This window comes from Planomonospora sp. ID67723 (assembly GCF_015711605.1).
Lineage (GTDB): Bacteria > Actinomycetota > Actinomycetes > Streptosporangiales > Streptosporangiaceae > Planomonospora_A.
The window spans coordinates 1,515,834-1,538,249 of sequence record NZ_JABTEZ010000001.1; the positions used below are offsets into that span (position 1 = coordinate 1,515,834).

Sequence of the window (22,416 nt, forward strand, 5' to 3'; positions counted from 1 at the left end):
GGTGACCCCCTGGTCCCCATGTACGTCGACGACCTCGGCCGGTAACTTCACGGTGTGGCTACCAACGAAGAGCAGACGCGCTGGATCGTGCACGGGGAACGCCTGGTCTACGACAACCGGTGGATCCGGCTGGGCCTGGTCGACGTGGAGATCCCCGATGGGGAGCGGTTCGAGCATCACGCGGTGCATCTGGACCGGGCGGCTATCGCGGTGGTGGTCGATGAGCAGGACCGGGTGCTGATGATGTGGCGGCACCGGTTCCTGTTCGACCGGTGGGGCTGGGAGCTGCCGGGCGGCCTGGTCGACGCGGGCGAGGATCCGATGACGACGGCCGTCCGTGAGGTGGAGGAGGAGACCGGATACCGGCCCAAGGAGACAGAGCACCTGGTCACCTACCAGCCGATGGCCGGCATGGTGGATTCGGAGCACAGCCTGTTCCTCGTCCGCGGTGCTGACCTCGTCGGCAAGCCGACCGGTGAAGAGGTGGAAGCGGACCTCATCGAGTGGATCCCGATGGCGGAGATCCCGGACATGATCGCCCGCGGGGACATCTGGACGTCAGGGACGTTGATCGGGCTGTATGCGGCTCAGGCGCGGCTCAGTTCAAGGCGCGCTTGACCGCCCGGGACAACTCCTCGATGCGCTTGCGCTGACGACGGGAGCCGGTCATGGTCGCCAACTGCTGGGCGCGCTGAATGTGCGGCTGGGCAGCCTCGGGCTCCCCTCCGGCCAACAGGGCGTGGCCCAGGTCACAGCGGAGGGCAGACTCGGCGCGGTTGTAGGTGCCGTCCATCCCGGCCAGCGCGGAGCGCAGATCCTCGACCGTGCCAGGATCGCCGAAGCGCACCAGGCAATTGCCGCGCCAGCGGGCCAGGTGATGGCGATCCAGTGACAGGTACGGCATGTCCTCGTCGGCGGCCCCGTCCGGCAGCAGGGCGGCGGCCTGCTCCAGCGCGGTGCGGCAGGTGGCCTCATCCCCGAGGATGGCGGCGGCCTCGGCTTCGGCGGCGGCCAGCCAGGTCCGCAGGCGCGGGGGGATGCGGTCGCGATGGGTGGCGTGCAGGTACTGGAGGAGTTCGGTGGCCTCGGCCGGCCGTCCCAGGTCCATGAGCACGTATGCCTGCTCGCCGGAGACGTAGGCCAGGACGGCGGGGTTGTCGGCTTCGCGGGCGGCGGCCTTGGCGCGCTCGTAGTGATCCCACGCATCGGCCAGGGCACCGGTGTTGATGGCCTGCCAGCCGGCCAGGGACGAGGTTTCGGCAAGGACGTGGGCGAGCTGGGCGCGGATGCCGGGCCGCACCGCGTGGCGGTGGACGTGTTCGATGTGGGCGATCTGAGCGCGCATCTTGTCGGCGATGGCCACTCCGCCGACGCGGCGGTCCATCAGCCGGAGGCTGTTGGTCTCCATCGTCAGGATCATGACCATGACGGGGTCGACAACGGCGGAGGCTTCGAGGCGGGCCGTCAGCTCCTCGATCTGCTCCTGGTGCTCGCCTCCGTGGTCACCGGTCGGGGAGGCGGTATCGAGCGGGGCCAGGCCGAAGAGCATGCGCGCGTGGTCGGGCAGGCCCAGGCCGGCGGCGATGCGCTCGAACACCTCCAGGTCGGTGACCTGGCGCTGGCGGCGGATGATCTCGCTGATGCGGCCTTGCGGGATGCCGGTGGCGGTGCTGATGCGGACCTGGGTGGCGCCGCTGTACTTGACAGCGAGGTTGAACAACCCGGCTACATCCCGGCTTTTGAGGATTTCCCGGCTTTCTTCGCGGTCCCACACCTGAGCGGGGATCTCGATCGGGTCGAACGCGTTCCCGTGCATTCCCGTCCTCCGGTTGCCAGTCCCCGAGGTGGTGCATCGCTACAGGCCGGACTCTATATCTCACCCTGGTATATCCGCGTGGAATAGGCGGAGAAAGTCTGGTTGGACATCCTTTCCGGCATGACAACACCGGTTAAGTGCACCGCGTGTGACGGGCGCGGCTGGAAGATCGTCACTCGTCGGGGATGCGTGGCGGCCATGGGGCTGCACCTGGAGATGTCCGCGCGCGAGGACTGCCTGTACTGCGACAGCAACGACCCGAGCACGCAAGTCGTGGAGATGTTCGAATGGGAGGTGTTCTCCACCTCCGCCGGGGTCGACGAGCTGGGACCGTGCGGGACCAACTCCGGGCAGGCCACCGCGATGGACACCCTGCGCACGGCGCTGCGCCGCCTGGCGGCCGAACCTGCGCAGGCCGACGTGACGGTGTGGGGGCGCATCGTCCACCGGGTCTACGACTTCGGCACCGTCCCGGACGACTGGTCCCGGCGGATCATCTTCACGGCGACGGTGGACCCGGCCGGGACGGTGCGCTTCGAGCGGGTCACCTCGTGAACGCTCGGGCCCTCGGCTGGGAATCGCCGTGCCCGTCCCTGCACCTGCCTCCGGTGCGGGATGAGCACCGGGCGTTGACCTGGTACGGCGCGGCGCGGTTCGGCCGGGTGCGGGTGGTGGCCTGGACCTGCCATCAGCACCGGGTGACCTTCTACGAGTTGTGCGAGGCCGGCGGACTGGCGTTCATCCGCCGCACCGTCGACCGGGACGGCGGGCGGGCCGTCTCCTACAGTGAGGCGTGGTCGTGCCGCAGAGCGCGGGAGATGTGGTCGGCGCTGGTGGCGGGCCTGGTCCGCTGACCTCGAGATGCCCGTGGGTGCTGAGGTCCTGACAGGTCTCCACTCCGCCGGTACTGTGCTTATGCAGACAAGTGGAAGAGTGATCGGGCGGTTGAGATGAGCATGGACTTCGCCCCACCGAAGTACGCCCAGGTGATGACGGCGATACAGCAGCGCATCACCGATGGTGAATACGCGCCCGGTGACATGCTGCCGTCCGAGACGCAGCTCGTCCGGGAGTTCGGCGTCGGCCGGACCACCGTGGTGCGGGCGTTGCAGACCTTGGCCATGCAAGGGTGGATCGAGCGCGAGCACGGGCGCGGCTCGTTTGTCAAAGGCCGGCCGGAGACCTCGGCCGACCGGATCCGGCCCGCGCTGGAGACCGCCGAGCACGCCGAGAGCGCCGAGAGCATCACCGACGTGCGCCGCGTTCCGGCTCCCCGGCACGTCGCGCGCCTGCTGGGGGTCGACGCCCGGACTCCGGTGATCGAACGCCGGAGGGTGGCCAAGCAGGGCGGCCGACGCTCCGCGGTGGAGACCTTCTGGTTCCCGCTGGAGGTGGCACTCGGCACCGACCTGGACAAGCCCGAACCGCTGCGGCACGGGATCCGCCAGCATCTCCAGGCGGTCAAGCATCTGCGCTTCGACCACATCACCGAACGCCTGACCGCGCGCATGTCGACCGAGCAGGAAGCCGAGGTGCTCGGCTCGTCCACGCCCGTGCTCGGGGTGCTGGCCACGGTGCACGACGCCTCGGGAACCGTGCTGCTGGCCATGAGCGTGGCCATGCCGGGGGACCTGCATGAGTTGCTCGACGTCTACCCGGTGACCTGACGGCTCTCCCACTCGATCCGCTTATTCACTTGTGCGGACGAGTGGGATCGCTTACTCTCAACTTGTCCGCACAAGTGGACGTCCGAATGAAGGGCGTTCCCAATGAAAGGAGTGATCATGGCTATCCAGGGACCCATTCCGATCAGCTTCGAGCAGGTCTTCCCGCACGGCTGCTACATCGTCGGCGCGGTCGAGCAGGTCAAGGACTTCGACGCCTCGACCAGCAGCCGGACCGTCTACGCCAAGGACAAGACCACCGGTGAACTCGTCTGGCAGGTCGCGGTGATGGACGCCGACCCGGCGGTGAAGGCCGGCCAGAAGACGGTGTCGGTCAAGATCCTGTCGCCGGTCGAGCCGGTTGTTCCGCCCGCGCTGCCGGGCCTGCCGTTCGTGCCGGTCGAGTTCGACGGCATGACCGTGACCCCGTACGTCGGCCAGAACACCGGCCGCCTGGCCTACTCCATCCGGGCCACGTCCATGCGGGCTCCCCGCGCGGCCGGAGCCCCGGTCAAGACGACGGCCGGTAAGGAGGTCGCGGCGTGAGCGAGCACAAGCCGTACACCTTCGTCACGACGTCGATCGACGCCGACGGGACCCGGCTCGGCGTCTCCTTCCACACCGGCGACCTGGCGGTCACGGTGCTGGAGACCGAACGCCAGCGGCCGATCCTGACCATCTCCAGCGCCGAGGCGCGGGTGTCGCTGTCCACCACGGGCGGCGGACCGGTCACCGACCAGGACGTAACACTCGCCCGCCGACTCGCCGACGCCACCGCACGCTACCTCGCCATGTGCGAGCACCTGCACGCCGAACACGCCACCTCGGCCGGCACCAACGCGGCCTGACACGCAAGCGGGGCCGCCAGAAGCGGCAACTTCCGGCGGCCCCTCGGTTCTCCCCAGATGCGATTCAAGAGAGGACACCAGCCTAATGTTCAAGAAGATGCCCGGCGACGAGGCACAGCATCTCGTCTCCACCACCCCCGATACCGCCGTGGTCTTCCGCCCGGCGGTGGTTCGCACCCCGGCGTTCGTCACGCTCGTCATCTTCGCCTGGCGGCTCGTCGCCGGCCTAGTGCGGCTGCTCTGGCGGCACCCGGTCGCCTCGGCCGTCGTCGCCGTCCCGTGCGCGGTGGCGTGGTTGTACGGCTGGCGCATGAGCCTGGTCGTGGTTGCGGCGGCCGTGACCGCCCTGGCGCTGTGGTGCTCGGCGCACCGGCCCTCGTTCCTGCGCCTGGTCGGCCGGCGGCTGCTGGCCTTCTGGCGCTTCGTGTGGATCTACCGGCGGCACTGGCAGGCCGTGATGGTCGTCTCCGGGCTCGGGCGGCATCTGCGCGGCCGGGACTACCTCCCCCACCTGGTGCGGGTGCGCTGCACCTCGTGGGCCGACGTCGTGACGGTCAAGATGCTGCATGGCCAAGCGGTCAAGGACTGGGCCGACCGCATCGACCACCTGGCGCACGGCTTCGGGGCGCGTTCCTGCCGGGTCTCCATCGCGCGGGCGGGCCGCCTGGTGCTCGTCTTCCCCCGGCATGATCCCCTGGTCACGCCGCTTCCGGCGATGCCGATCCCGGAAGAGGTATCGGTGGGGCCGGTGCGAGTCGGCACCCGCGAGGACGGCACCCCGTGGCTATTGAAGGTCCACGGCACCCATGTCCTCGTCGCCGGGGCCACCGGAGCGGGCAAGGGCTCGGTCATCTGGTCGACCATCCGCGGCCTGCTCCCGGCCGTCCGTGCGGGCCTGGTGCAGATCTGGGCGCTGGATCCCAAGCGCATGGAACTGTCCTTCGGCCGTGCCCTGTTCGGGGAGCGGTACGCGGCGACCCCGGAGCAGTGCGCCGATCTGCTGGAAGCGGCCGTGGCGGTGATGCAGGAGCGGGCCGACCGGTTCGCCGGCCTCCAGCGCTCCCACACCCCGACACCGGAGGACCCCTTCGTCCTGGTGGTCGTCGACGAGGTGGCGTTCCTGACCGCCTACCAGTCCGACAAGGGCCTGAAACTGCGCATCACAGCCGCGCTGGCCACGCTCACCACGCAGGGTCGGGCGGTCGGGGTCGGGGTGATGGCGGCGCTCCAGGACCCGCGCAAGGACGTGCTGAACATCCGCAACCTGTTCCCCGACAAGATCGCTCTGAGGCTGGACGAGTCCGAGCAGGTGGACATGGTCCTCGGTGACGGCGCCCGGGACCGGGGCGCGCTGGCCGATCACATCTCCCCGATCCCGGAGCAAGGAGCGGGCGTCGGCTATGTCCGCCTGGAAGCCTCGCCCGATCCGATCCGGGTGCGCGCGGCCTACGTCTCCGATGCCGACATCCGCGTGATGGCCGAGGCGGTGGCGGCGTGAGGGTCTGCTTCTACGGCACCGATGAGGAGATCACCCGCATCTGCGAGCGGCCGATCCTGGCGCTGCTGGGGCCGCGCCGTACGCAGCGGGTGGTGGCCTTCGAGCTGTCGAACGTCTCCGTGACCGTCGACCCCTACGGGACCGTGTTCCGCCTGGCGGCGGAGCTGGCCGAGATCCACCGTGAGGAGGTGAACGAATGAGCGACCCGAACGACCGGGGTCTGTCGCGGGCGCAGCGGCAGCGGATGCCGGTCGCGCTGGACGTGGCGGTGGAGATCGCCAAGCACAACGGCGTGTGCATCCGCCCGATCGTGCTGCGGCGGCTCGATGTCCGTACCGGGCAGAGCGAGGACGTCAACGTCCCGTGCGGGGCCACCCGAGAGGCCACCTGTCCGCCGTGCGCCAAGCGCAACCGCTACCTGCGCATGGCGCAGTGCCGGGAGGGCTGGCACTTGGACGCCGAACCGGTGACCACCCCGGATGAGCCGGACGAGGAGCAGCGATGGCTGATCGAGTTCCGTGCAGACGTGCAGGCCAAGCGGGACACCGCTGAACGCGACGGCATGCCCGAGGAGGTCGCCGAGTGGGACGACGTGATCCAGGAACTGGACGCTGAGATCAACGCGGCCGGGATGCGGGGCAGTCTCTCCGGCCGGGCGGCCTCCCGGCGCTCCCGCTCGACCCGGCGGCGCCAGGACGCCCCGGACCTGCCCAAGCGGGCCATGAGCCCCACCACGCTCGGTAGAGCCTTCCCCGGTACCGATGGGAAGGTCTACCGGCCGTCGATGTTCATCACGCTCACCCTGCCGTCCTACGGCCGCATTCGGGCGGGGCAGGGCGTGCCGGTCGACCCGAGCACCTACGACTACCGGCGGGCGGCTCGGGACGCGCTGCACTTCTCCAAGCTGGTCGACCGGTTCGTGCAGAACCTGCGCCGGGTGGCGGGCTATGACGTGCAGTACTTCGCATCCGTCGAACCTCAGAAGCGGCTCGCGCCTCATCTCCACATGGCGATCCGGGGCACCCTGCCCCGCGCGGAGATCAAGGCCATCACGGCGGCGACGTATCACCAGGTGTGGTGGCCGGCGGCCGATGAGATCCGCTTCGAGGGCGATCACCTGCCGGTGTGGACGCCGCGGGCCGACCTGCCCGACGGTGGTGACTATCCCGACGGGCAGGACGGCGACTACCTCGACCCCACCACGGGAGAGCTTCTCCCCACCTGGGATGAGGCCCTCGACCGGCTCGACGCCGACGATGACGCCGAACCCCTGCACGTGATCCGTTTCGGTGACCAGGTCGACGTTCAGGGCGTGCTCGCCGGGACCCCGGACGCCGATCAGTGCATCCGCTACCTGTCGAAGTACCTGACCAAGTCCCTCGGCGAGAGCCTCGACGCCGATGACGCCGCTCGGCGGGATCACGCGGCCCGGCTGGTCGAGGCCCTGCGGTACGAGCCGTGCTCGCCGTCGTGCCCGAACTGGCTGCGGTACGGGGTGCAGCCGAAGGACGCCAAGCCGGGCATGACGCCGGGCCGGTGCCGGGGCAAGGCGCACAAGCCCGAACACCTCGGCTACGCGGGCCGCCGGGTCCTGGTCTCGCGGAAGTGGTCGAACAAGACCCTGGCCGAGCACAAGCGCGACCGCCGGACCTGGGTCCTGGAAGCCCTCGGCTTGGCCGATGAGCCGATCGACCCGCACCGCTACCTCTGGAAGCCCGTCCCGGCCGGAGACGGCGACGTCCCCTCGCTCGCCCTGCGACTGCTGCGCATGGTCGCCGACCGCCAGCGCTGGCGAGCAACCCTCCTCGCCCGGCAAGCGGAAGCCATCGGTCACCCCATCGCCGATCTTTCGGCAGTCGGGGAGGCTGCATGACCAGGAAGAGCGCACAGATCCCGGCCGCGGCCCTCCCCGAGCTGGCGCAGGGCCGGCTTCTCACTGTGGAGCAGGCAGCCGAACGGCTGAACACCTCGGTCCGCTTCCCCCGCCGCCTCATCGCAGAGCGGCGCATCACCTTTGTCCACGTCGGGCGCAACGTCCGCATCCCTGAAGCGGCGCTTGAGGCGTTCATCGCGGCGGGGCTCGTCGAACCGATCACCACACGCAGAAGGAGGGCCGTCTGATGAGCGGCAACAACAAGGGGCACCGTCGCCGGTTCGGGGCCGTTCGCAAGCTGCCGTCCGGACGTTTCCAGGCGCGTTACGCCGGGCCTGACGGCGTGGAACGTACGGCCCCGCAGACCTTCCCGAGCAAGACCGATGCGGAAATCTGGCTCACCAGGAAGGAGGCGGAGATCCATGAACAGGAGTGGACGGACCCGGACGCCGGGAAGATCGCCTTCCGGGACTACGCGACTTCGTGGATGAGTGAGCGGACGCTCCGGCCCAAGACGGCCCAGCTCTATGAGGGCCTGCTCCGGCTTCACATCCTCCCGGCCTTCGGGAACAAGCTCCTGATCGAGATCACCTCGCGTCACGTTCGGCAGTGGCACACCAAGCTCCTGAGCGACGGCGGCCCCGGAGCGTCCACCGTGGCCAAGGCGTACCGCCTGCTGCGGGGCATCCTGAACACGGCGGTAGAGGACGACCTGATCAAGAAGAACCCGTGCCGGATCAAGAACGCCGGTGTGGAGCGGCCGGAGGAACGGCCCGTGCTCACGGTGCCGGAGGTCTTCAAACTCGCCGGTGCCGTGCCTCCCCGATTTCGCGCTCTGGTCCTCCTTGCGACGTTCGGCAGCATGCGGTGGGGAGAGCTGGCGGCCCTGCGGCGTCACAACCTCGACCTTGAGGTGCGGACGGTCAGGATCGAGGCGTCCGTCTCGGAGATGAAGACGGGGGAGTTGCTCACCGGCCGGCCGAAGTCGGACGCGGGGGCCCGGGTGGTCACTCTGCCGGAGATCATCATGGGTGACCTGGCCTGGCACCTCCAGCGGTTCAGCGAGCCGGAGTCTGACGGCCTGGTCTTCGTGGGGGAGAAGGGCGCGCAGCTCCGGCGGAGCAACTTCACGAAGGTCTGGGCCAGGGCGATCAAGGAGGCCGAGCTTCCGGCAATCCATATCCATGATCTGCGTCACACGGGCAACACCCTGGCCGCGATGACCGGTGCCTCGCTCAAGGAGTTGATGGCGCGGATGGGCCACTCCAGCACCAAGGCCGCGATGATCTATCTGCACGCCGCAAAGGATCGGGATCGGGTGATCGCCGACGCGTTGGGGGAGATCGTCAAGGAGGGACTCAAGCCGCAGCAGGATGGCGGCGAGGACGGCGACGATCCACCTCTCGTCGGAGCCAAGATCAACTGATCTGGCACGGATCTGGCACGCGAGTGAGAACAGGCTCAGAAAAAGATCAAGGCCCGGGTCGGAATCATGTTCCTGACCTGGGCCTTAGCGATTGGAGCGGGTGACGGGAATCGAACCCGCGCTGTCAGCTTGGGAAGCTGATGTTCTACCATTGAACTACACCCGCAGCGGTGAACCGCGCCCCCACTCTAGCGGAAAATCACGCGACTCTGGACCGTCTGGAACATCGAGTTCCCGGCTGATCCCTGCCCGGCCGGTTGGTAGGTTGCCCCCGTGCTGCTTTCCGATCGTGACATCCGTGCCGAGATCGAGTCCGGGAGGGTGAAGATCGACCCCTTCGCCCCGGAGATGATCCAACCCTCCAGCGTCGACGTGCGTCTCGACCGCTATTTCAGGGTCTTCGAGAACCACCGCTACCCGCACATCGACCCGGCGACCGAGCAGCCCGACCTCACCCGCCTGGTCGAGCCCGAGGGCGACGAACCGTTCATCCTGCACCCCGGGGAGTTCGTCCTCGCCAGCACCTACGAGGTCATCAGCCTTCCCGACGACCTCGCCTCGCGGCTGGAGGGCAAGAGCTCCCTCGGCCGGCTCGGCCTGCTCACGCACTCCACCGCCGGCTTCATCGATCCGGGCTTCAGCGGCCACGTGACGCTGGAGCTCTCCAACGTCGCGACGTTGCCGATCAAGCTCTGGCCCGGGATGAAGATCGGTCAGCTGTGCATGTTCCGGCTCAGTTCGCCGGCCGAGCATCCTTACGGGTCGGAGAAGTACGGCTCTCGCTACCAGGGGCAGCGGGGCCCGACGCCGAGCCGTTCGTACCTGAACTTCCATCGCACCCCGATCTGAACGAGATCAGCCCCGGCACGAGCAGGGCCAGGAGGGGGAGCAGGGCGCTGGCGGCGCTGGCGGCGAGGAAGGGGGCGCGGCCCAGGAGGTCGGAGAGGGGGACCGTCAGCGCCAGGGCGAAGGGGGTCATGCTCAGCGCGGCCATCCATTCGAGGGAGGCCACCCGGGCCTGGCGGTCGGCCCGGACGGTGCCGAGCATGCCGACGATCCACTCGATGGCGGAGATCTCCAGCCCGATCCCGGCCAGCAGGTAGCAGGTGAAGACCCAGCCGGGGACGATCGGCTCCATCAGGGCCAGCGGCACGAGGCCGTACGGCAGCAGCGCGACCATGGCCACCAGGCCGGGCCGGCGCGGGGACAGGCGGGTGGCGACGAGCGCGCCGATCAGGCCGCCCAGGGAGAGGGCCGCCAGGGTGAGGCCGTACATGCCTTCCAGGGGTGATCTGTACGGTGACACGGTCGTGACCGGGAGGAGCACCTGGGCGGGAGCCACGATGAAGGTCTGGTGCAGTGCCGTGACGGAGATCACGGTGGCCATCCAGGGGCGGCGGGAGACCTCGGCCACGCCCTCGCGGATCTCGGCGGAGACCGGCAGCCGGTCCTCGTGCGCCGCCGGGGGCTCCTGGACGCGGCGGAGCAGCAGGGCGCCGGTCATGAAGCCCGCCGCGGCGAGCCAGAGCGCCGTCTGGGTGCTCTGGAGCATGACCGCGAGGGCGCCGGTGACGGAGCCGGCGACGGCGCCGAGCCGCCAGGAGGCGCTCGTCAGGCCGATGCCCGCGCGGTGGAGCCGGATCGGGAGGATCGAGGCCAGGCATGCCTGGAAGGCGGGGCGGAAGAAGGCTTCGGTGCCGCCGGCGAGGAAGACCGCCACGCCGAGGACCACGGGTTCCGGGGAGGGCCAGAGGGCGGCCACGGTGACGATCAGCAGCAGGGAGCACTGGGAGGCCGTCATCACGACCCGGCGGGGTAATCGGTCGGCCCAGACGCCGCCGAAGACGGCGAAGGTGACGAGCGCCACCAGGCGGCCGGCGAGCACCACGCCGACCACGGACCCGCTGTGACCGTCCCGGAGGAGCGAGACGACCACGGCGATGGGGAAGATGTGGTCGGCGGCGACGGAAGCCGTCAGACCGCACCAGAGAAGACGGAACGGGCGCTCTCGCCAGACTCCCCGGACCCCCATATGCGACCAGTATTCGGCATAACATGGTCAAAGGCCAGCAAATCGGTCAGCGGAAAGATGTCGTCAAGCTCTCCGCGCTCGGGTGTCACCAGGCATACGCAGGGTAGCCAAAGAGCGAAGAAGGGGCGTCTAGCGGGTGAAGTTCGCATTTCCGCTGGTAACCCTTACTCTTCTCTGCGGACCATCCCCGCACATCTGGAGATCGACGTGCGCCTGCGTCTCACACCTAGTGAGGACAGCTACTACGGCTTGTTCGCCGACTCGGCGAACAACCTCGTCACAGCGTCCCGTCTACTGGTCGAGATCATCAGCGAAGGATCGGACAGGGAAGCCCTGGCCGAGAAGATGCGTGCTTGCGAGCACGCCGGCGACGAGCGCACCCATGCGATCATGAACCGGCTCAACGAGAGCTTCATCACACCCTTCGACCGCGAGGACATCTACCGCCTCGCGTCCAATCTCGACGACGTGATGGACTTCATGGAGGCCGCGGCCGACCTCATCGTCCTCTACCAGATCGATCACCTCCCCAAGGAGGTCGTCGGACAGGTGGAGGTCCTGGAGCGCGCGGCCGAGCTGACCGCCGAGGCCATGCCCCGGCTTCGCTCGATGAGGAACCTGAACGAATACTGGATCGAGGTCAACCGCCTGGAGAACCAGGCCGACCAGGTCTACCGGCGGCTGCTGGCCAAGCTCTTCAGCGGCGAGTACGACGCGCTCACCGTCATGAAGATGAAAGAGGTCATCGACCAGCTCGAGGGGGCCGCGGACGCGTTCGAGCACGTGGCCAACACGATCGAGTCGATCGCGGTCAAGGAAAGCTAAGTGGACCTCTCGCTCGCCCTCGTCATCGGCGTGGTGGTCGTGGCGCTGGTCTTCGACTACACCAACGGCTTCCACGATGCCGCGAACGCGATCGCGACCTCGGTCTCGACCCGCGCGCTGACCCCGAGGGCCGCTCTGTTCATGGCGGCGGCGATGAACTTCCTGGGTGCCCACCTCGGCACCCAGGTGGCCCAGACCGTCGGCAAGGGCATCATCGACGCCCCCCAGGGATCGCACGGCCTGGTGATCGTGTGCGCCGGGCTGATCGGCGCGATCACATGGAACCTCATCACCTGGTACTTCGGGCTGCCCTCCTCCAGCAGCCACGCGCTGATCGGCGGCCTGATCGGTTCGGCGCTCGCCTCGGCCAGCTTCATCCACTGGGACGGCGTGGTGGCGAAGGTCGTCATTCCGATGATCATCTCTCCGCTGGTCGGGTTCACCCTGGCCGCGATCATCATGATCGCCATCCTGTGGATCTTCCGGCGGGCCAACCCCGCCAAGGCCAACCGCGGCTTCCGCCACGCGCAGACGATCTCGGCTGCGGCCATGGCCCTCGGCCACGGCCTGCAGGACGCGCAGAAGACCATGGGCGTCATCTTCCTGGCGCTCGTGGTCGGCGGCCACGTCCAGCAGGACGATCCGATCCCGCAGTGGGTCATCCTGGCCGCCGCGGCGGCGATCTCGCTGGGCACCTACGCGGGCGGCTGGCGCATCATGCGCACCCTCGGCCGCCGCATCATCGCCCTGGACCCCCCGCAGGGGTTCGCGGCGGAGACCGCGGCCTCCACCGTCCTGTACGGCGCGGCCATCGGCTTCGGCGCGCCGATCTCCACCACCCACACCATCACCAGCGCGATCATGGGCGTGGGCGCCACCAAGCGCCTGTCGGCCGTGCGCTGGGGGGTCGCCGGCAACATCGTGACCGCCTGGATCCTCACGATCCCGGCGTCCGCGCTGGTGGCCGCGCTGTCCTACTACGCGTTGCACTGGATGGTCGAGTAGCCGGACGGCGGTCCGGGAGGCCCGGCCGGGGAGCGTGGTGCTCCCCGGCCGGGCCTCCCGCCGTTGCGGCCCGGCCGTGTCAGGCCGGCGCCGTCACCTCCGGTACATCACGTCGGTGTCCCACCGGGTGAACCCCAGCGCCTCGTAGAGGCGGACCGCCGCGGTGTTGCTCTCGTCCACGTACAGCATCACCTGCGCCAGGCCGCGCGAGCGGAGGTACTCCAGACCCGCCAGGGTCAGTGACCTGCCCAGTCCGCCGCCCTGCTCGGCCGGGTCCACGCCGACCACGTAGACCTCGCCGATCGACTCGTGCCCGTGGCCCTGCGCCTCGTGCACCTTGGTCCAGTGGAAGCCGACGAGCCGCTCCCCGCGCACCGCGAGGAAGAATCCCGCCGGGTCGAACCAGGACTCCCGCTCACGCCGCTTCAGATCCTCCAGCGTCCACGCCCCCTGCTCGGGGTGGTGGGCGAAGGCGCGGGCGTTCAGCGCCACCCAGGACTCCCCGTCCGTCTCCGGGTCGAAGGCGCGCAGCCGTACCCCCTCGGGGAGCTCGAACCCCGGAACGGCCGTCAGCAGCGAGCGCCGCATCTGCCACAGCGCCCGGACCTTCGCCAGCCCCGCCGACGCCGCGAGCGCCGCGGCCGCGGGATGCCCGCCGTGCGCCCAGAGCCGGAGCCTGCCCCCGGTCTGCTCCAGTACGGCCAGCAGCAGGCGGCGGCCGTACCCGAGCCGGCGGAAGGCGGGGTGGATCACCAGCTCGCCGCCGGGTCCCTCGACCGGGTCCGCGGGGTCCACGTGCGCATAACCGGCGAGGGCGCCGTCGGCGTAGAGCAGTACGGCGCTCGCTTGTCCGTCGCCCCCGTGACGCAGGTGCAGCATCGCGTGCTCGTTGAGGGGGCGGACCCCGTCGGCCTCCGTGGCGGCCTCGACCATCGCGAGGACGGCGGCCACCTCTTGCCCGTCGAGCCGTTCCCGGCGTTCCACATGCACGTTCATGTTCTGGACTCTAGGCGGGGGCCGGACCGCTCTGATCATCGGGTACTGGCAAAAAACGCCAGCTAGAGGTAGGGCGAATCGTTACCTTGCAGACATTCCCTGCATAGATAACACCTCTAATGTCGTGTTTCATGATGTCCCGTTCCTTCCAGCGGTTGGCCATGGCCGGCGTCCTCGCCTCGGCCGGGCTCGTGATCGCGGTCGGACCGGCCGAAGCGGGTAACGCGCCCGCCAAGACGGTGCCGGTCCGCCTGCTCTCTCTCAACGACTTCCACGGTCACCTGGAGCCCCCGACCGGCTCCTCGGGCCGGATGGTCGACGAGACCGGCGCCACGGTCGAGGCCGGCGGCGCGGCCTATGCGGCCACCCACCTCAAGCAGCTCACCGACAAGAACACGTTGAAGGTCGCCCAGGGCGACCTGATCGGCGGCACCCCGCTGGTCTCGGCGGCCTTCCACGACGAGCCCTCGGTCGAGTTCCTCGGCAGGGTCGGCGTCACCACCTCGGCCGTGGGCAACCACGAGTTCGACGAGGGCTACGCCGAGCTCAAGCGCATCATGAACGGCGGCTGCCACCCGGTGGACGGCTGCTCGCCCGCCGGACCGTGGAAGGGCGCCCAGTTCGACTACATCGGTGCCAACGTCCTCCTCAAGGGGAGGAGCGCAGCCGCCGAGAAGGACGCGCTCGCCGCGCTCGGCAAGAACGGGAACTCGCTGCGCGCGCTGCTGAAGAAGTACGGCGTCCCGGCGCTGCCCCCGGTCTCCATCCGCTGGATGAACGGCGTGCCGATCGGCTTCATCGGCCTGGTCACCCAGACCACTCCGAACATCGTCACCGCCGAGGGCATCAAGGACCTGGAGTTCGTCGACGAGGTCAAGGCCGCCAACGTCGCCTCCAAGCTGCTCAAGCTGGTCGGCGTCAGGGCCCAGGTCGTGCTGGTGCACGAGGGTGACCAGGTCACCCCGAACCAGTCGCCCGACGCCTGCAGCGCCCAGCCGGGCGCGGGCAACCGCATCGCCACCCAGGTGGACGCCGAGATCGACATGATCCTCAGCGGCCACTCCCACCAGGCCTACCTGTGCACGGTGACCGACCCCAAGGGCGCCAAGCGCCTCTACAGCCAGGGCGGCTCGTTCGGCCGGGTGATCACCAAGGTCGACTTCCAGGTGGACAGGCGGACCCGTGACGTCGTGCGCTCCTCGGTGGTCGCCGACAACCAGGTCGTGACCCGGACCGTCACTCCCGACCCGGAGATCTCCGCGTTCGTGCAGACCTGGAAGGACCGCGTCTCCACGGTCGCCAACAAGCCGATCGGCAAGATCACGGCGGACATCGTCAACACGGCCGCCGCCTCCGGCGAGTCCCCGCTCGGCAACCTCATCGCCGACGGCCAGCTCGCCGCGGCCAAGACCGGAGGCAACGCGCAGATCGCCCTGATGAACCCGGGCGGCGTGCGGGCCAGCCTCACCTACGCCGGCTCGCCCGCGGGCGAGGGCGACGGCGTGGTGACGTACGGCGAGGCCTTCGCGGTCCAGCCGTTCAACAACCTGGTGCAGGTGGTCACCCTCACCGGTGCGCAGCTCAAGACCGTCCTGGAGGAGCAGTTCACCGGCGGCCCCAACAAGCAGGCCTTCACCAAGATCCTGCAGCCGTCGTCGAACTTCACCTACGCCTACAGCGCCAGCGCGCCGTGGGGTTCGAAGATCTCCGACATGAAGATCGACGGTGTCGCCGTGACGGACACCCAGACCATCCGGGTCGCCGCCAACAACTTCCTGGTCGGCGGCGGCGACGCCTTCGACACCTTCGAGCAGAGCACCGACATCTGGAGCGGCCCGCTCGACATCGACGCCTTCGCGGCCTACTTCGCCGCCAACCCGGTGGTCGCGCCTCCGGTTCCCAACCACATCACCGTCAAGCCGTAACAAGCCCGGAACACCCAGGGCCCGCCGGATTCCCGGCGGGCCCTTTTCCGTGTGCCGCCTTCCGCGCCCATGGGAAGGGCGCTGCCCGCGTTCGCCCCGGCTGGGTGGCAATCCACCGATCGGCTGATTCGACGCCCCCACCGTTCGGCGGCCAGGTCCCGTCCGCCGGTCGATGTTGGAAGAAGCGCCGCTCCAGCAGGCTGAAGACACGCCGAACACCGACGGGACCAGCCAGACAAGGACACGCACATGCCAGCAGTGATCGAGGTACGCGACCTCCACAAGCGCTACGCCGACAAGGTCGCGGTCGAGGATGTCTCACTCACGGTGCAGGAGGGCGAGATCTTCGGGATCCTCGGCCCGAACGGCGCCGGCAAGACGACGACCGTGGAGTGCATCGCGGGCCTGCGCACACCGGACCGGGGCGAGATCACGGTGTGCGGGCTCGACCCCCGCCGCGACCGCGCCGAGCTGACCCGGCGTCTGGGCGTCCAGCTGCAGGCCGGTCAGCTCCCCGACCGGCTGCAGGTCGCCGAGGCCCTGGAGCTCTACAGCTCCTTCTACCCCCGCCCGGCCGACTGGCGCGCGCTGATGCACGGCCTCGGCCTGGCCGACAAGGCCAGGACCGGCTACGCCAAGCTGTCCGGCGGCCAGAAGCAACGGCTGTCGATCGCGCTGGCGCTCGTCGGCAACCCCCGGGTGGCGATCCTGGACGAGCTCACCACCGGCCTCGACCCCCAGGCTCGGCGCGACACCTGGGACCTGATCGAGGGCGTGCGCTCGAGCGGGGTGACGATCGTGCTGGTCACCCACTTCATGGAGGAGGCCGAGCGGCTGTGCGACCGGCTGGCGCTGATCGACGCCGGTCGCGTCGTCGCGGTGGACACCCCGGCAGGCCTGACCGAACGGGCCCGCATCGAGCAGCGCATCCAGTTCCGCCCGTCCCGGCCGCTGGACGAGCGCCTGCTGACGAGCCTGCCCGAGGTCTCCGGCGTCACCCGCAGGGGCGAGCTGGTCGTCGTCAGCGGCAACGACAACGCGCTCAACGCCGTCACCGCCGTGCTGGCCCGCAACCGGATCGTGGCCGAACGGCTGCGCGTGGAGCAGGCGAGCCTGGAGGAGGCGTTCGTCCAGCTGACCGGTGGCCGCCTCGGCTCCTCCTAGATGTCCGACCCGCAGCCCGACCCCCGCAAAGAGACGAAGAGAGAAAGGCCATCGCCGTGTCCGTCCTGAACACCGCTGCCCCCGTCACCGCCACGCATGGTTCCGCGACGTGGCGGCTCATCAAGGCCGAGAGCAAGCTGAGCATCCGCGACAAGGTCGGACCCCTGTGGGGTGTCGGCTGCCCGCTGATCGTGTTGATCATCCTGGGCGTCGTACCCGCCTTGAAGGAACCCGTGGAGGCCGCCGGCGGCCTGACCTACTTCGACCTGTACGTGCCTGTTCTGATCTTGTTCAACCTGGCCATCCTGGCCATGACCGCGCTGCCGACCACGCTGGCGGGCTACCGGGAGAACGGCGTGCTGCGGCGCCTGCAGACCACGCCGATAGGCCCGGCCCGCGTGCTGAGCGCCCAGCTGGTGGCCAACTTCGCCATCGCGCTGGTGGCGACGATCCTGTTCCTGGCGGTGGCCGGGCTCGGCTTCGGCGTCGACCTGCCCCGGCACCCCGTCGGCTTCGTCCTCTCCTGGCTGCTGGCGGCCGCCGCGCTGCTCGCCATCGGCCTGCTGATCACCGCGCTGGCGCCCGGACGCGGCCCGGCCACGGCGATCGGCACGGTGCTGTTCTTTCCGATGATGTTCTTCGCCGGGCTGTGGGTGCCGGTCGCGCAGATGCCCGAGGTGCTGCAGACCATCAGCCACTACACCCCGCTCGGCGCCGGCATGCAGGCCTTCCAGGAGGCCTACCTGGGCCACTTCCCCTCCGCCCTTCCCCTGCTGACCCTGGCGGCCTACGCGGTCGGGTGCACGCTCATCGCGGTCCGCTGGTTCCGCTGGGAATAGACTCGCCACAATGGAGGGGATCTTGAGCAGGAGGAGGGGAGTCGTGAGCAGTCGGAGGCCACAGCCCGGCCCCCGGGCCGCGCGGGAAGACCTGCCGTTCCTCCTGGTCACCGCGGTGCCGTACACCTTGCTGGTCGCCCTCGTCGTCTTCAAGGTGATCGCGAAGTACCCGTCGGGCGACTCCCTGTCCGTCGATCTCGCTGTGTGCGGGCTGGCCGCGGCGTGGATGCTCGGCATGTTCACCCTGCGCCCCGCCTGGTGGGAACGGCCACGGATCATGGGGGTGTTCTTCACCGGACTGCTGGTGATCACAGCGGTCCTGGTGGTGAGGGATCCCGCGTTCGGATTGTTCACCCCCGCGCCCTACATCTACGCCTTCACCCTCCTGCGCTGGCCGTGGCGCCTGTGGGGCGTGGCCGCCGTGGCGGTCGTGGCCGGTACCGCGCAGGCATCCGATGTGCCCAAGACGACCGCTTCCGGCCTGACGCTGTACCTGGCCATCGTCGTCGCCAACGTCGTCCTCATGGGCGGCACCGCCTGGGTGCTCCGGCGCGCCGAGCGGGAGAAGGAGCAGCGCGAGCAGGCCCTCGCGGAGCTGAGCCGGACGAATCGGCTGCTGGAGGCGACGCTCGCCGAGAACACCGGCCTGCACGCCCAGCTGCTCGCCCAAGCCCGGGAGGCCGGGATTCTCGACGAGCGCCAGCGGATGGCCCGCGAGATCCACGACACCCTGGCGCAGGGGCTCACCGGGATCATCGCGCAGCTGCAGGCGGCCGAGCAGATGCACGAGGTCCCGGCACCGTGGGTCCGGCCCTTCGACGCCGTCAAGAGCCTGGCCAGGGAAAGCCTGGCCGAGGCCCGGCGCTCGGTCGACGCGCTGCGGCCCGAGCCGCTGGAAACCGCGCGCCTGAGCGACGCGCTCGCCGACGTCGCCGACCGGTGGTCGAAGTTGCACGGGCTCGCCGTCCAGGTCACGACGACCGGCACGGCGCGGCCGATGACACCGGAGGCCGAGTTCGCGCTGCTGCGCACGGCGCAGGAGGCGTTGGCCAACGTGGCCAAGCACGCGGGCGCGACCAGGGTCGGGGTCACGCTGTCCTACCTGGACGATGAGGTGGCGTTGGACGTGCGTGACGACGGCAGGGGCTTCGAGCCCTCGGGTCTCGAGGCCGGCACGGCCGCGGACGGCAGCCCGGGGCCGCCGTCCCGCGGCGGCGGGTTCGGCCTGACCATCATGCGGCAGCGCGTCGAAGAGCTGTCGGGAACGTTGCGGATCGAGTCCGAGCCCGGCGCCGGCACCGGGATCTCGGCCTGCGTCCCCTTCCTGCCGGCCGGGAGCCGCACATGACCGAGCGCACGGCCGAGCCGGCAGCCGGGGCCCCGATCCGGCTGCTGATCGCGGACGACCATCCCATCGTCAGAGACGGGCTGAGCACCATGTTCGCCTCCGCGCCCGGTTTCCAGGTGCTCGGCGAGGCCGCGGACGGCGCCGCAGCCGTACGGCTCGCCCAGGAGCTCCGGCCCGACGTGATCCTGCTGGACCTGCGCATGCCCGGCATGGACGGGCTGACCGCCATCACCGAGCTGGCCAGGCTCGGGGTCACCGCGCGCGTGCTGGTTCTGACGACCTACGACACCGACGCCCACGTCCTGCCGGCGATCGAGGCGGGCGCGACCGGCTACCTGCTCAAGGACTCCCCCCGGGAGGACCTGCTGCGAGGTGCGCGCGCCGCCGCCAAGGGCGAGAGCGTCCTGTCCCCCTCGGTGGCGGCACGGCTGATGAACCGGGTCAGGACCCCCGCGCCGCAGCTGCTCAGCCAGCGGGAGCTGGAGATCCTCGAACTCGTGGCGGCCGGGAACACCAACCGTGAGACGGCCACCCGGCTGTTCATCACCGAGGCCACGGTCAAAAGCCACCTTCTGAACATCTATGCCAAGCTCGGCGTGAACGACCGCGCCGCAGCCGTCACCGAGGCGTTCAACCGGCGGCTGCTCGTCCCGCGGGCGTCTGAGCAGTCCTGACCGCCGGAGGATCCTTCGGGCGGCCCGCGATCCGCTGCCCGGCCCCGAGCACTCGGTGACCTCGATCGCGCGTCTGCTCGGCGTCTCGGCGTTTCGGCGTTTCGGCAGGACGCTCTACGACCCACACCTCAGACCTCGATACCGCCTGCGGGCTGCGTCTTCGACGCTCGTCTCGTCCGCCCCGTTGCGGGATTCCGCAACTTCTTGCATTATCTCCGCAAGAATTTAAGTAGTCTACGCATCGAACAGATAAAACGAAGAAAATACATCACATGGCCTTGTGAACCCCGGGGCGGGGGTCCTACTGTCACCTCACCCTCATGGCGTCTGCGCCGCCTTGAGCGGAGTGCGGGTCCACCCCCCGAGAGAAACGAGCATGCGATGTCACGGAGCATCACAGGAGCCGCGGCGAGGCGGTCCGGCGGGCCACCGCGAAGGATCATGGCGGCGGTCGCGGCGGCGGTGACCGCGGTCGCCACCGCTCTCGGCGTCGCGTCCGGCGGCCCGGCCGTCGCCGGCACTGGCGCGGCAGGCGGCCCGGCTCCCGTCGTGACGCGCGCCGCCCTCGACCCGTCGCTCGTCGCCGGACGGGGCGCCGACGTCGGCTTCGTCGAGCAGGAGGCGGAGAACGCCGCGACGGACGGCACGGTCATCGGCCCCGACCGCTCCGCGTACACGCTGCCGGCGGAGGCGTCCGGCCGCAGGGCGGTCAGCCTGGCGCCGGGACAGCACGTCGAGTTCACGCTTCCGGAGGCGGCCAACGCGATCACCGTGCGCTACAGCATCCCGGACGCGCCCGGAGGGGGCGGCATCACCGCGCCGCTCACCGTCACGGTGAACGGCCGGGCCAAGAAGACCATGACCCTCACCTCGCAGTACGCGTGGCTGTACAACCAGTACCCGTTCACCAACGACCCCGGCGCCGGCCTGCTGCACCCCGACTGGTGGATCACCGAGTGCGCCTGCGTGCCCAGCGCCACGACGCCGCCCCCGGTGATCGCCAAGCCGTTCCGCCCGATGCACTTCTACGACGAGCAGCGCCTCCTGCTCGGCCGGACGTACCGCGCGGGCGACAGGGTACGGCTCACGGTCCCCACCGGGAGCAACGCCGAGTGGACGGTCATCGACCTGCTCGACTCAGAGCTCGTCGGCCGGCCGTACGTCAACCTCCTCGCGGCGAACGTGCTGGCGTTCGGCGCCGACCCCTCCGGCAGACGCGACTCCGCCGACGCGTTCGACAGGGCCGTCGCCTTCGCGCAGCGCAAGCGCCTCAAGGTCTACATCCCTCCGGGCACCTACCAGGTGAACCGCCACATCCTCGTCGACGACGTGACGATCGAGGGCGCCGGCAACTGGTACACCGTCATCAAGGGCCGCGAGGTCGCCCTCGACACCCCGGCCCCCGACGGCTCGGTGCACACCGGTGTCGGCTTCTACGGCAAGGACGCCGAGGACGGCGGGAGCAGGAACGTCCACCTGTCCGGCTTCGCGATCGAGGGCGACGTCCGCGAACGCATCGACACCGACCAGGTGAACGGCATCGGCGGGGCGATGAGCGACTCGACCATCAAGGAGCTCCACATCCGCCACACCAAGGTGGGCATGTGGTTCGACGGGCCGATGACGAACGTGAAGATCACGGACAACGTCATCGTCGATCAGATCGCCGACGCCCTCAACTTCCACACCGGCGTCACGGACTCGGTCGTGTCGAACAACTTCATCCGCAACACGGGCGACGACGGTCTCGCCATGTGGTCCGAGAAGAGCGCGAACGCCGGCAACACCTTCGACCGCAACACCGTGCAGTCGCCGACGCTCGCCAACGGCATCGCTATCTACGGCGGCAGGGACAACACGGTCTCCGGCAACCTCGTCGCCGACCCGGTCCGCGAGGGCAGCGCCATCCAGGTCGGTTCCCGCTTCGGCGCCGAGGCGTTCACCGGACGGCTGCGGATCAGGGACAACACCACGGTCCGGGCCGGCACGTTCGAGCTGAACTGGAAGATCGGTCTGGGGGCCATCTGGTTCTACGCGCTCGACAAGGACATCGAGGCGGACATCGAGGTGGCCGGCGACCACTACCTCGACAACACCTACAACGCGATCATGCTGGTCAGCGAGTGGTCGGTGAAGGACCTGTACGCGATCCCGAACGTCCGCTTCAAGGACGTCAGGGTCGACGGCACGGGCACCTCGGTGGTCAGCGCGCGGGTGAAGGGGTCGGCGTCGTTCGAGAACGTGGACGCCCGCAACGTCGGCGCGGTCGGCGTCAACAACTGCGGGTCGTTCGGCTTCCCGTCCACCGGCTCGGAGTTCTCGCTGACGGACCTCGGCGGCAACGACGGAGGCGGCACCGCCGGACCCTGGCTCGCCCCGTGGACGCTGCCCAACACCATCACCTGCGACGACCGGCCGCCGGTGGTCGCGCCGCCGGCGCCGTCCCCCTGGTGAACCTCCGCGGGGAAGCGCCCTGATCCGGT

The 22,416-nt window shown here is 69.5% G+C and carries 23 protein-coding genes and 1 tRNA gene; 20 read left to right on the plus strand and 4 right to left on the minus strand.

From position 1 onward, the window contains the following. The first annotated feature begins 54 nt into the window (after positions 1-54). Positions 55-618, plus strand: coding sequence for an NUDIX hydrolase (locus tag HS041_RS07200; RefSeq protein WP_196439701.1), 564 nt, complete (start codon positions 55-57; stop codon positions 616-618). Here the strand turns inward: HS041_RS07200 and HS041_RS07205 are convergent. Beyond that, complete coding sequence (locus tag HS041_RS07205) at positions 599-1,816, minus strand: NsdA family TPR-like regulatory protein (RefSeq protein WP_196439702.1); 1,218 nt, start codon at positions 1,814-1,816, stop codon at positions 599-601. The genes HS041_RS07200 and HS041_RS07205 overlap by 20 nt on opposite strands. A 120-nt stretch (positions 1,817-1,936) precedes the next feature. Here HS041_RS07205 and HS041_RS07210 point away from each other — a divergent pair, with 120 nt between their 5' ends. From HS041_RS07210 to HS041_RS07255, 10 genes are all read left to right on the plus strand, one after another. After that, positions 1,937-2,371, plus strand: a complete 435-nt coding sequence (locus HS041_RS07210) for a hypothetical protein (protein ID WP_230878455.1) — start codon at positions 1,937-1,939, stop codon at positions 2,369-2,371. Then, complete coding sequence (locus HS041_RS07215; RefSeq protein WP_196439703.1) at positions 2,368-2,670, plus strand: hypothetical protein; 303 nt, start codon at positions 2,368-2,370, stop codon at positions 2,668-2,670. Before HS041_RS07210 ends, HS041_RS07215 begins: the two co-directional genes overlap by 4 nt. Positions 2,671-2,766: 96 nt before the next feature. Then, on the plus strand, positions 2,767-3,483 hold the full coding sequence (locus HS041_RS07220) for a GntR family transcriptional regulator (protein ID WP_196439704.1): 717 nt from the start codon (positions 2,767-2,769) through the stop codon (positions 3,481-3,483). Positions 3,484-3,600: 117 nt separating this feature from the next. Then, a complete protein-coding gene (locus HS041_RS07225) occupies positions 3,601-4,026 on the plus strand; it encodes a plasmid replication, integration and excision activator (protein WP_196439705.1) in 426 nt (141 codons plus the stop codon). Beyond that, positions 4,023-4,328, plus strand: a complete 306-nt coding sequence (locus HS041_RS07230) for a hypothetical protein (RefSeq protein ID WP_196439706.1) — start codon at positions 4,023-4,025, stop codon at positions 4,326-4,328. Before HS041_RS07225 ends, HS041_RS07230 begins: the two co-directional genes overlap by 4 nt. An 85-nt stretch (positions 4,329-4,413) precedes the next feature. Next, positions 4,414-5,826 (plus strand): FtsK/SpoIIIE domain-containing protein, encoded by a 1,413-nt coding sequence (locus tag HS041_RS07235; protein WP_196439707.1) that lies wholly within the window; start codon positions 4,414-4,416, stop codon positions 5,824-5,826. Then, positions 5,823-6,026 carry a hypothetical protein gene (locus tag HS041_RS07240; RefSeq protein WP_196439708.1) on the plus strand — a complete coding sequence of 68 codons (204 nt, stop codon included), beginning with the start codon at positions 5,823-5,825 and terminating at the stop codon, positions 6,024-6,026. The genes HS041_RS07235 and HS041_RS07240 overlap by 4 nt, the downstream gene beginning before the upstream one ends. Next, entirely contained in the window at positions 6,023-7,699 is a 1,677-nt protein-coding gene (locus tag HS041_RS07245) for a replication initiator (RefSeq protein WP_196439709.1), read from the plus strand. Before HS041_RS07240 ends, HS041_RS07245 begins: the two co-directional genes overlap by 4 nt. Further along, positions 7,696-7,947: an excisionase family DNA-binding protein gene (locus HS041_RS07250; RefSeq protein ID WP_196439710.1), complete on the plus strand. Its 252-nt coding sequence runs from the start codon at positions 7,696-7,698 to the stop codon at positions 7,945-7,947. Before HS041_RS07245 ends, HS041_RS07250 begins: the two co-directional genes overlap by 4 nt. Next, complete coding sequence (locus HS041_RS07255) at positions 7,947-9,125, plus strand: tyrosine-type recombinase/integrase (RefSeq protein WP_196439711.1); 1,179 nt, start codon at positions 7,947-7,949, stop codon at positions 9,123-9,125. The genes HS041_RS07250 and HS041_RS07255 overlap by 1 nt, the downstream gene beginning before the upstream one ends. Before the next feature lie 92 nt (positions 9,126-9,217). On the opposite strand, the gene HS041_RS07260 is transcribed toward HS041_RS07255, so the two are convergent. Then, positions 9,218-9,291, minus strand: a tRNA-Gly gene (locus HS041_RS07260). A gap of 107 nt (positions 9,292-9,398) precedes the next feature. Here HS041_RS07260 and dcd point away from each other — a divergent pair. Continuing rightward, positions 9,399-9,974, plus strand: a complete 576-nt coding sequence (gene dcd / locus HS041_RS07265) for a dCTP deaminase (protein ID WP_196439712.1) — start codon at positions 9,399-9,401, stop codon at positions 9,972-9,974. Here the strand turns inward: dcd and HS041_RS07270 are convergent. Next, on the minus strand, positions 9,859-11,157 hold the full coding sequence (locus tag HS041_RS07270; protein ID WP_196439713.1) for an MFS transporter: 1,299 nt from the start codon (positions 11,155-11,157) through the stop codon (positions 9,859-9,861). The genes dcd and HS041_RS07270 overlap by 116 nt on opposite strands. Before the next feature lie 207 nt (positions 11,158-11,364). On the opposite strand from HS041_RS07270, the gene HS041_RS07275 reads away from it, so the two are divergent. Then, the gene (locus HS041_RS07275) at positions 11,365-11,982 is read left to right on the plus strand and encodes a DUF47 domain-containing protein (RefSeq protein ID WP_196439714.1); all 618 of its coding nucleotides are present in this window, start codon (positions 11,365-11,367) and stop codon (positions 11,980-11,982) included. Next, entirely contained in the window at positions 11,983-12,987 is a 1,005-nt protein-coding gene (locus HS041_RS07280) for an inorganic phosphate transporter (RefSeq protein ID WP_196439715.1), read from the plus strand. A gap of 93 nt (positions 12,988-13,080) precedes the next feature. On the opposite strand, the gene mshD is transcribed toward HS041_RS07280, so the two are convergent. Continuing rightward, positions 13,081-13,983, minus strand: a complete 903-nt coding sequence (gene mshD / locus HS041_RS07285; RefSeq protein ID WP_196439716.1) for a mycothiol synthase — start codon at positions 13,981-13,983, stop codon at positions 13,081-13,083. 131 nt (positions 13,984-14,114) lie between these two features. Here mshD and HS041_RS07290 point away from each other — a divergent pair, with 131 nt between their 5' ends. From HS041_RS07290 to HS041_RS07315, 6 genes are all read left to right on the plus strand, one after another. Then, entirely contained in the window at positions 14,115-15,908 is a 1,794-nt protein-coding gene (locus tag HS041_RS07290) for a bifunctional metallophosphatase/5'-nucleotidase (RefSeq protein WP_230878456.1), read from the plus strand. 249 nt (positions 15,909-16,157) lie between these two features. Beyond that, complete coding sequence (locus HS041_RS07295) at positions 16,158-17,072, plus strand: ABC transporter ATP-binding protein (RefSeq protein WP_196439718.1); 915 nt, start codon at positions 16,158-16,160, stop codon at positions 17,070-17,072. A gap of 56 nt (positions 17,073-17,128) precedes the next feature. Then, a complete protein-coding gene (locus tag HS041_RS07300) occupies positions 17,129-17,911 on the plus strand; it encodes an ABC transporter permease (RefSeq protein WP_196439719.1) in 783 nt (260 codons plus the stop codon). Between the two features lie 43 nt (positions 17,912-17,954). After that, positions 17,955-19,259, plus strand: coding sequence for a sensor histidine kinase (locus HS041_RS07305; RefSeq protein WP_307845197.1), 1,305 nt, complete (start codon positions 17,955-17,957; stop codon positions 19,257-19,259). After that, on the plus strand, positions 19,256-19,933 hold the full coding sequence (locus HS041_RS07310) for a response regulator (protein WP_196439721.1): 678 nt from the start codon (positions 19,256-19,258) through the stop codon (positions 19,931-19,933). The genes HS041_RS07305 and HS041_RS07310 overlap by 4 nt, the downstream gene beginning before the upstream one ends. 441 nt (positions 19,934-20,374) lie before the next feature. After that, a complete protein-coding gene (locus HS041_RS07315; protein ID WP_196439722.1) occupies positions 20,375-22,387 on the plus strand; it encodes a glycosyl hydrolase family 28-related protein in 2,013 nt (670 codons plus the stop codon). Positions 22,388-22,416 lie beyond the last annotated feature (29 nt).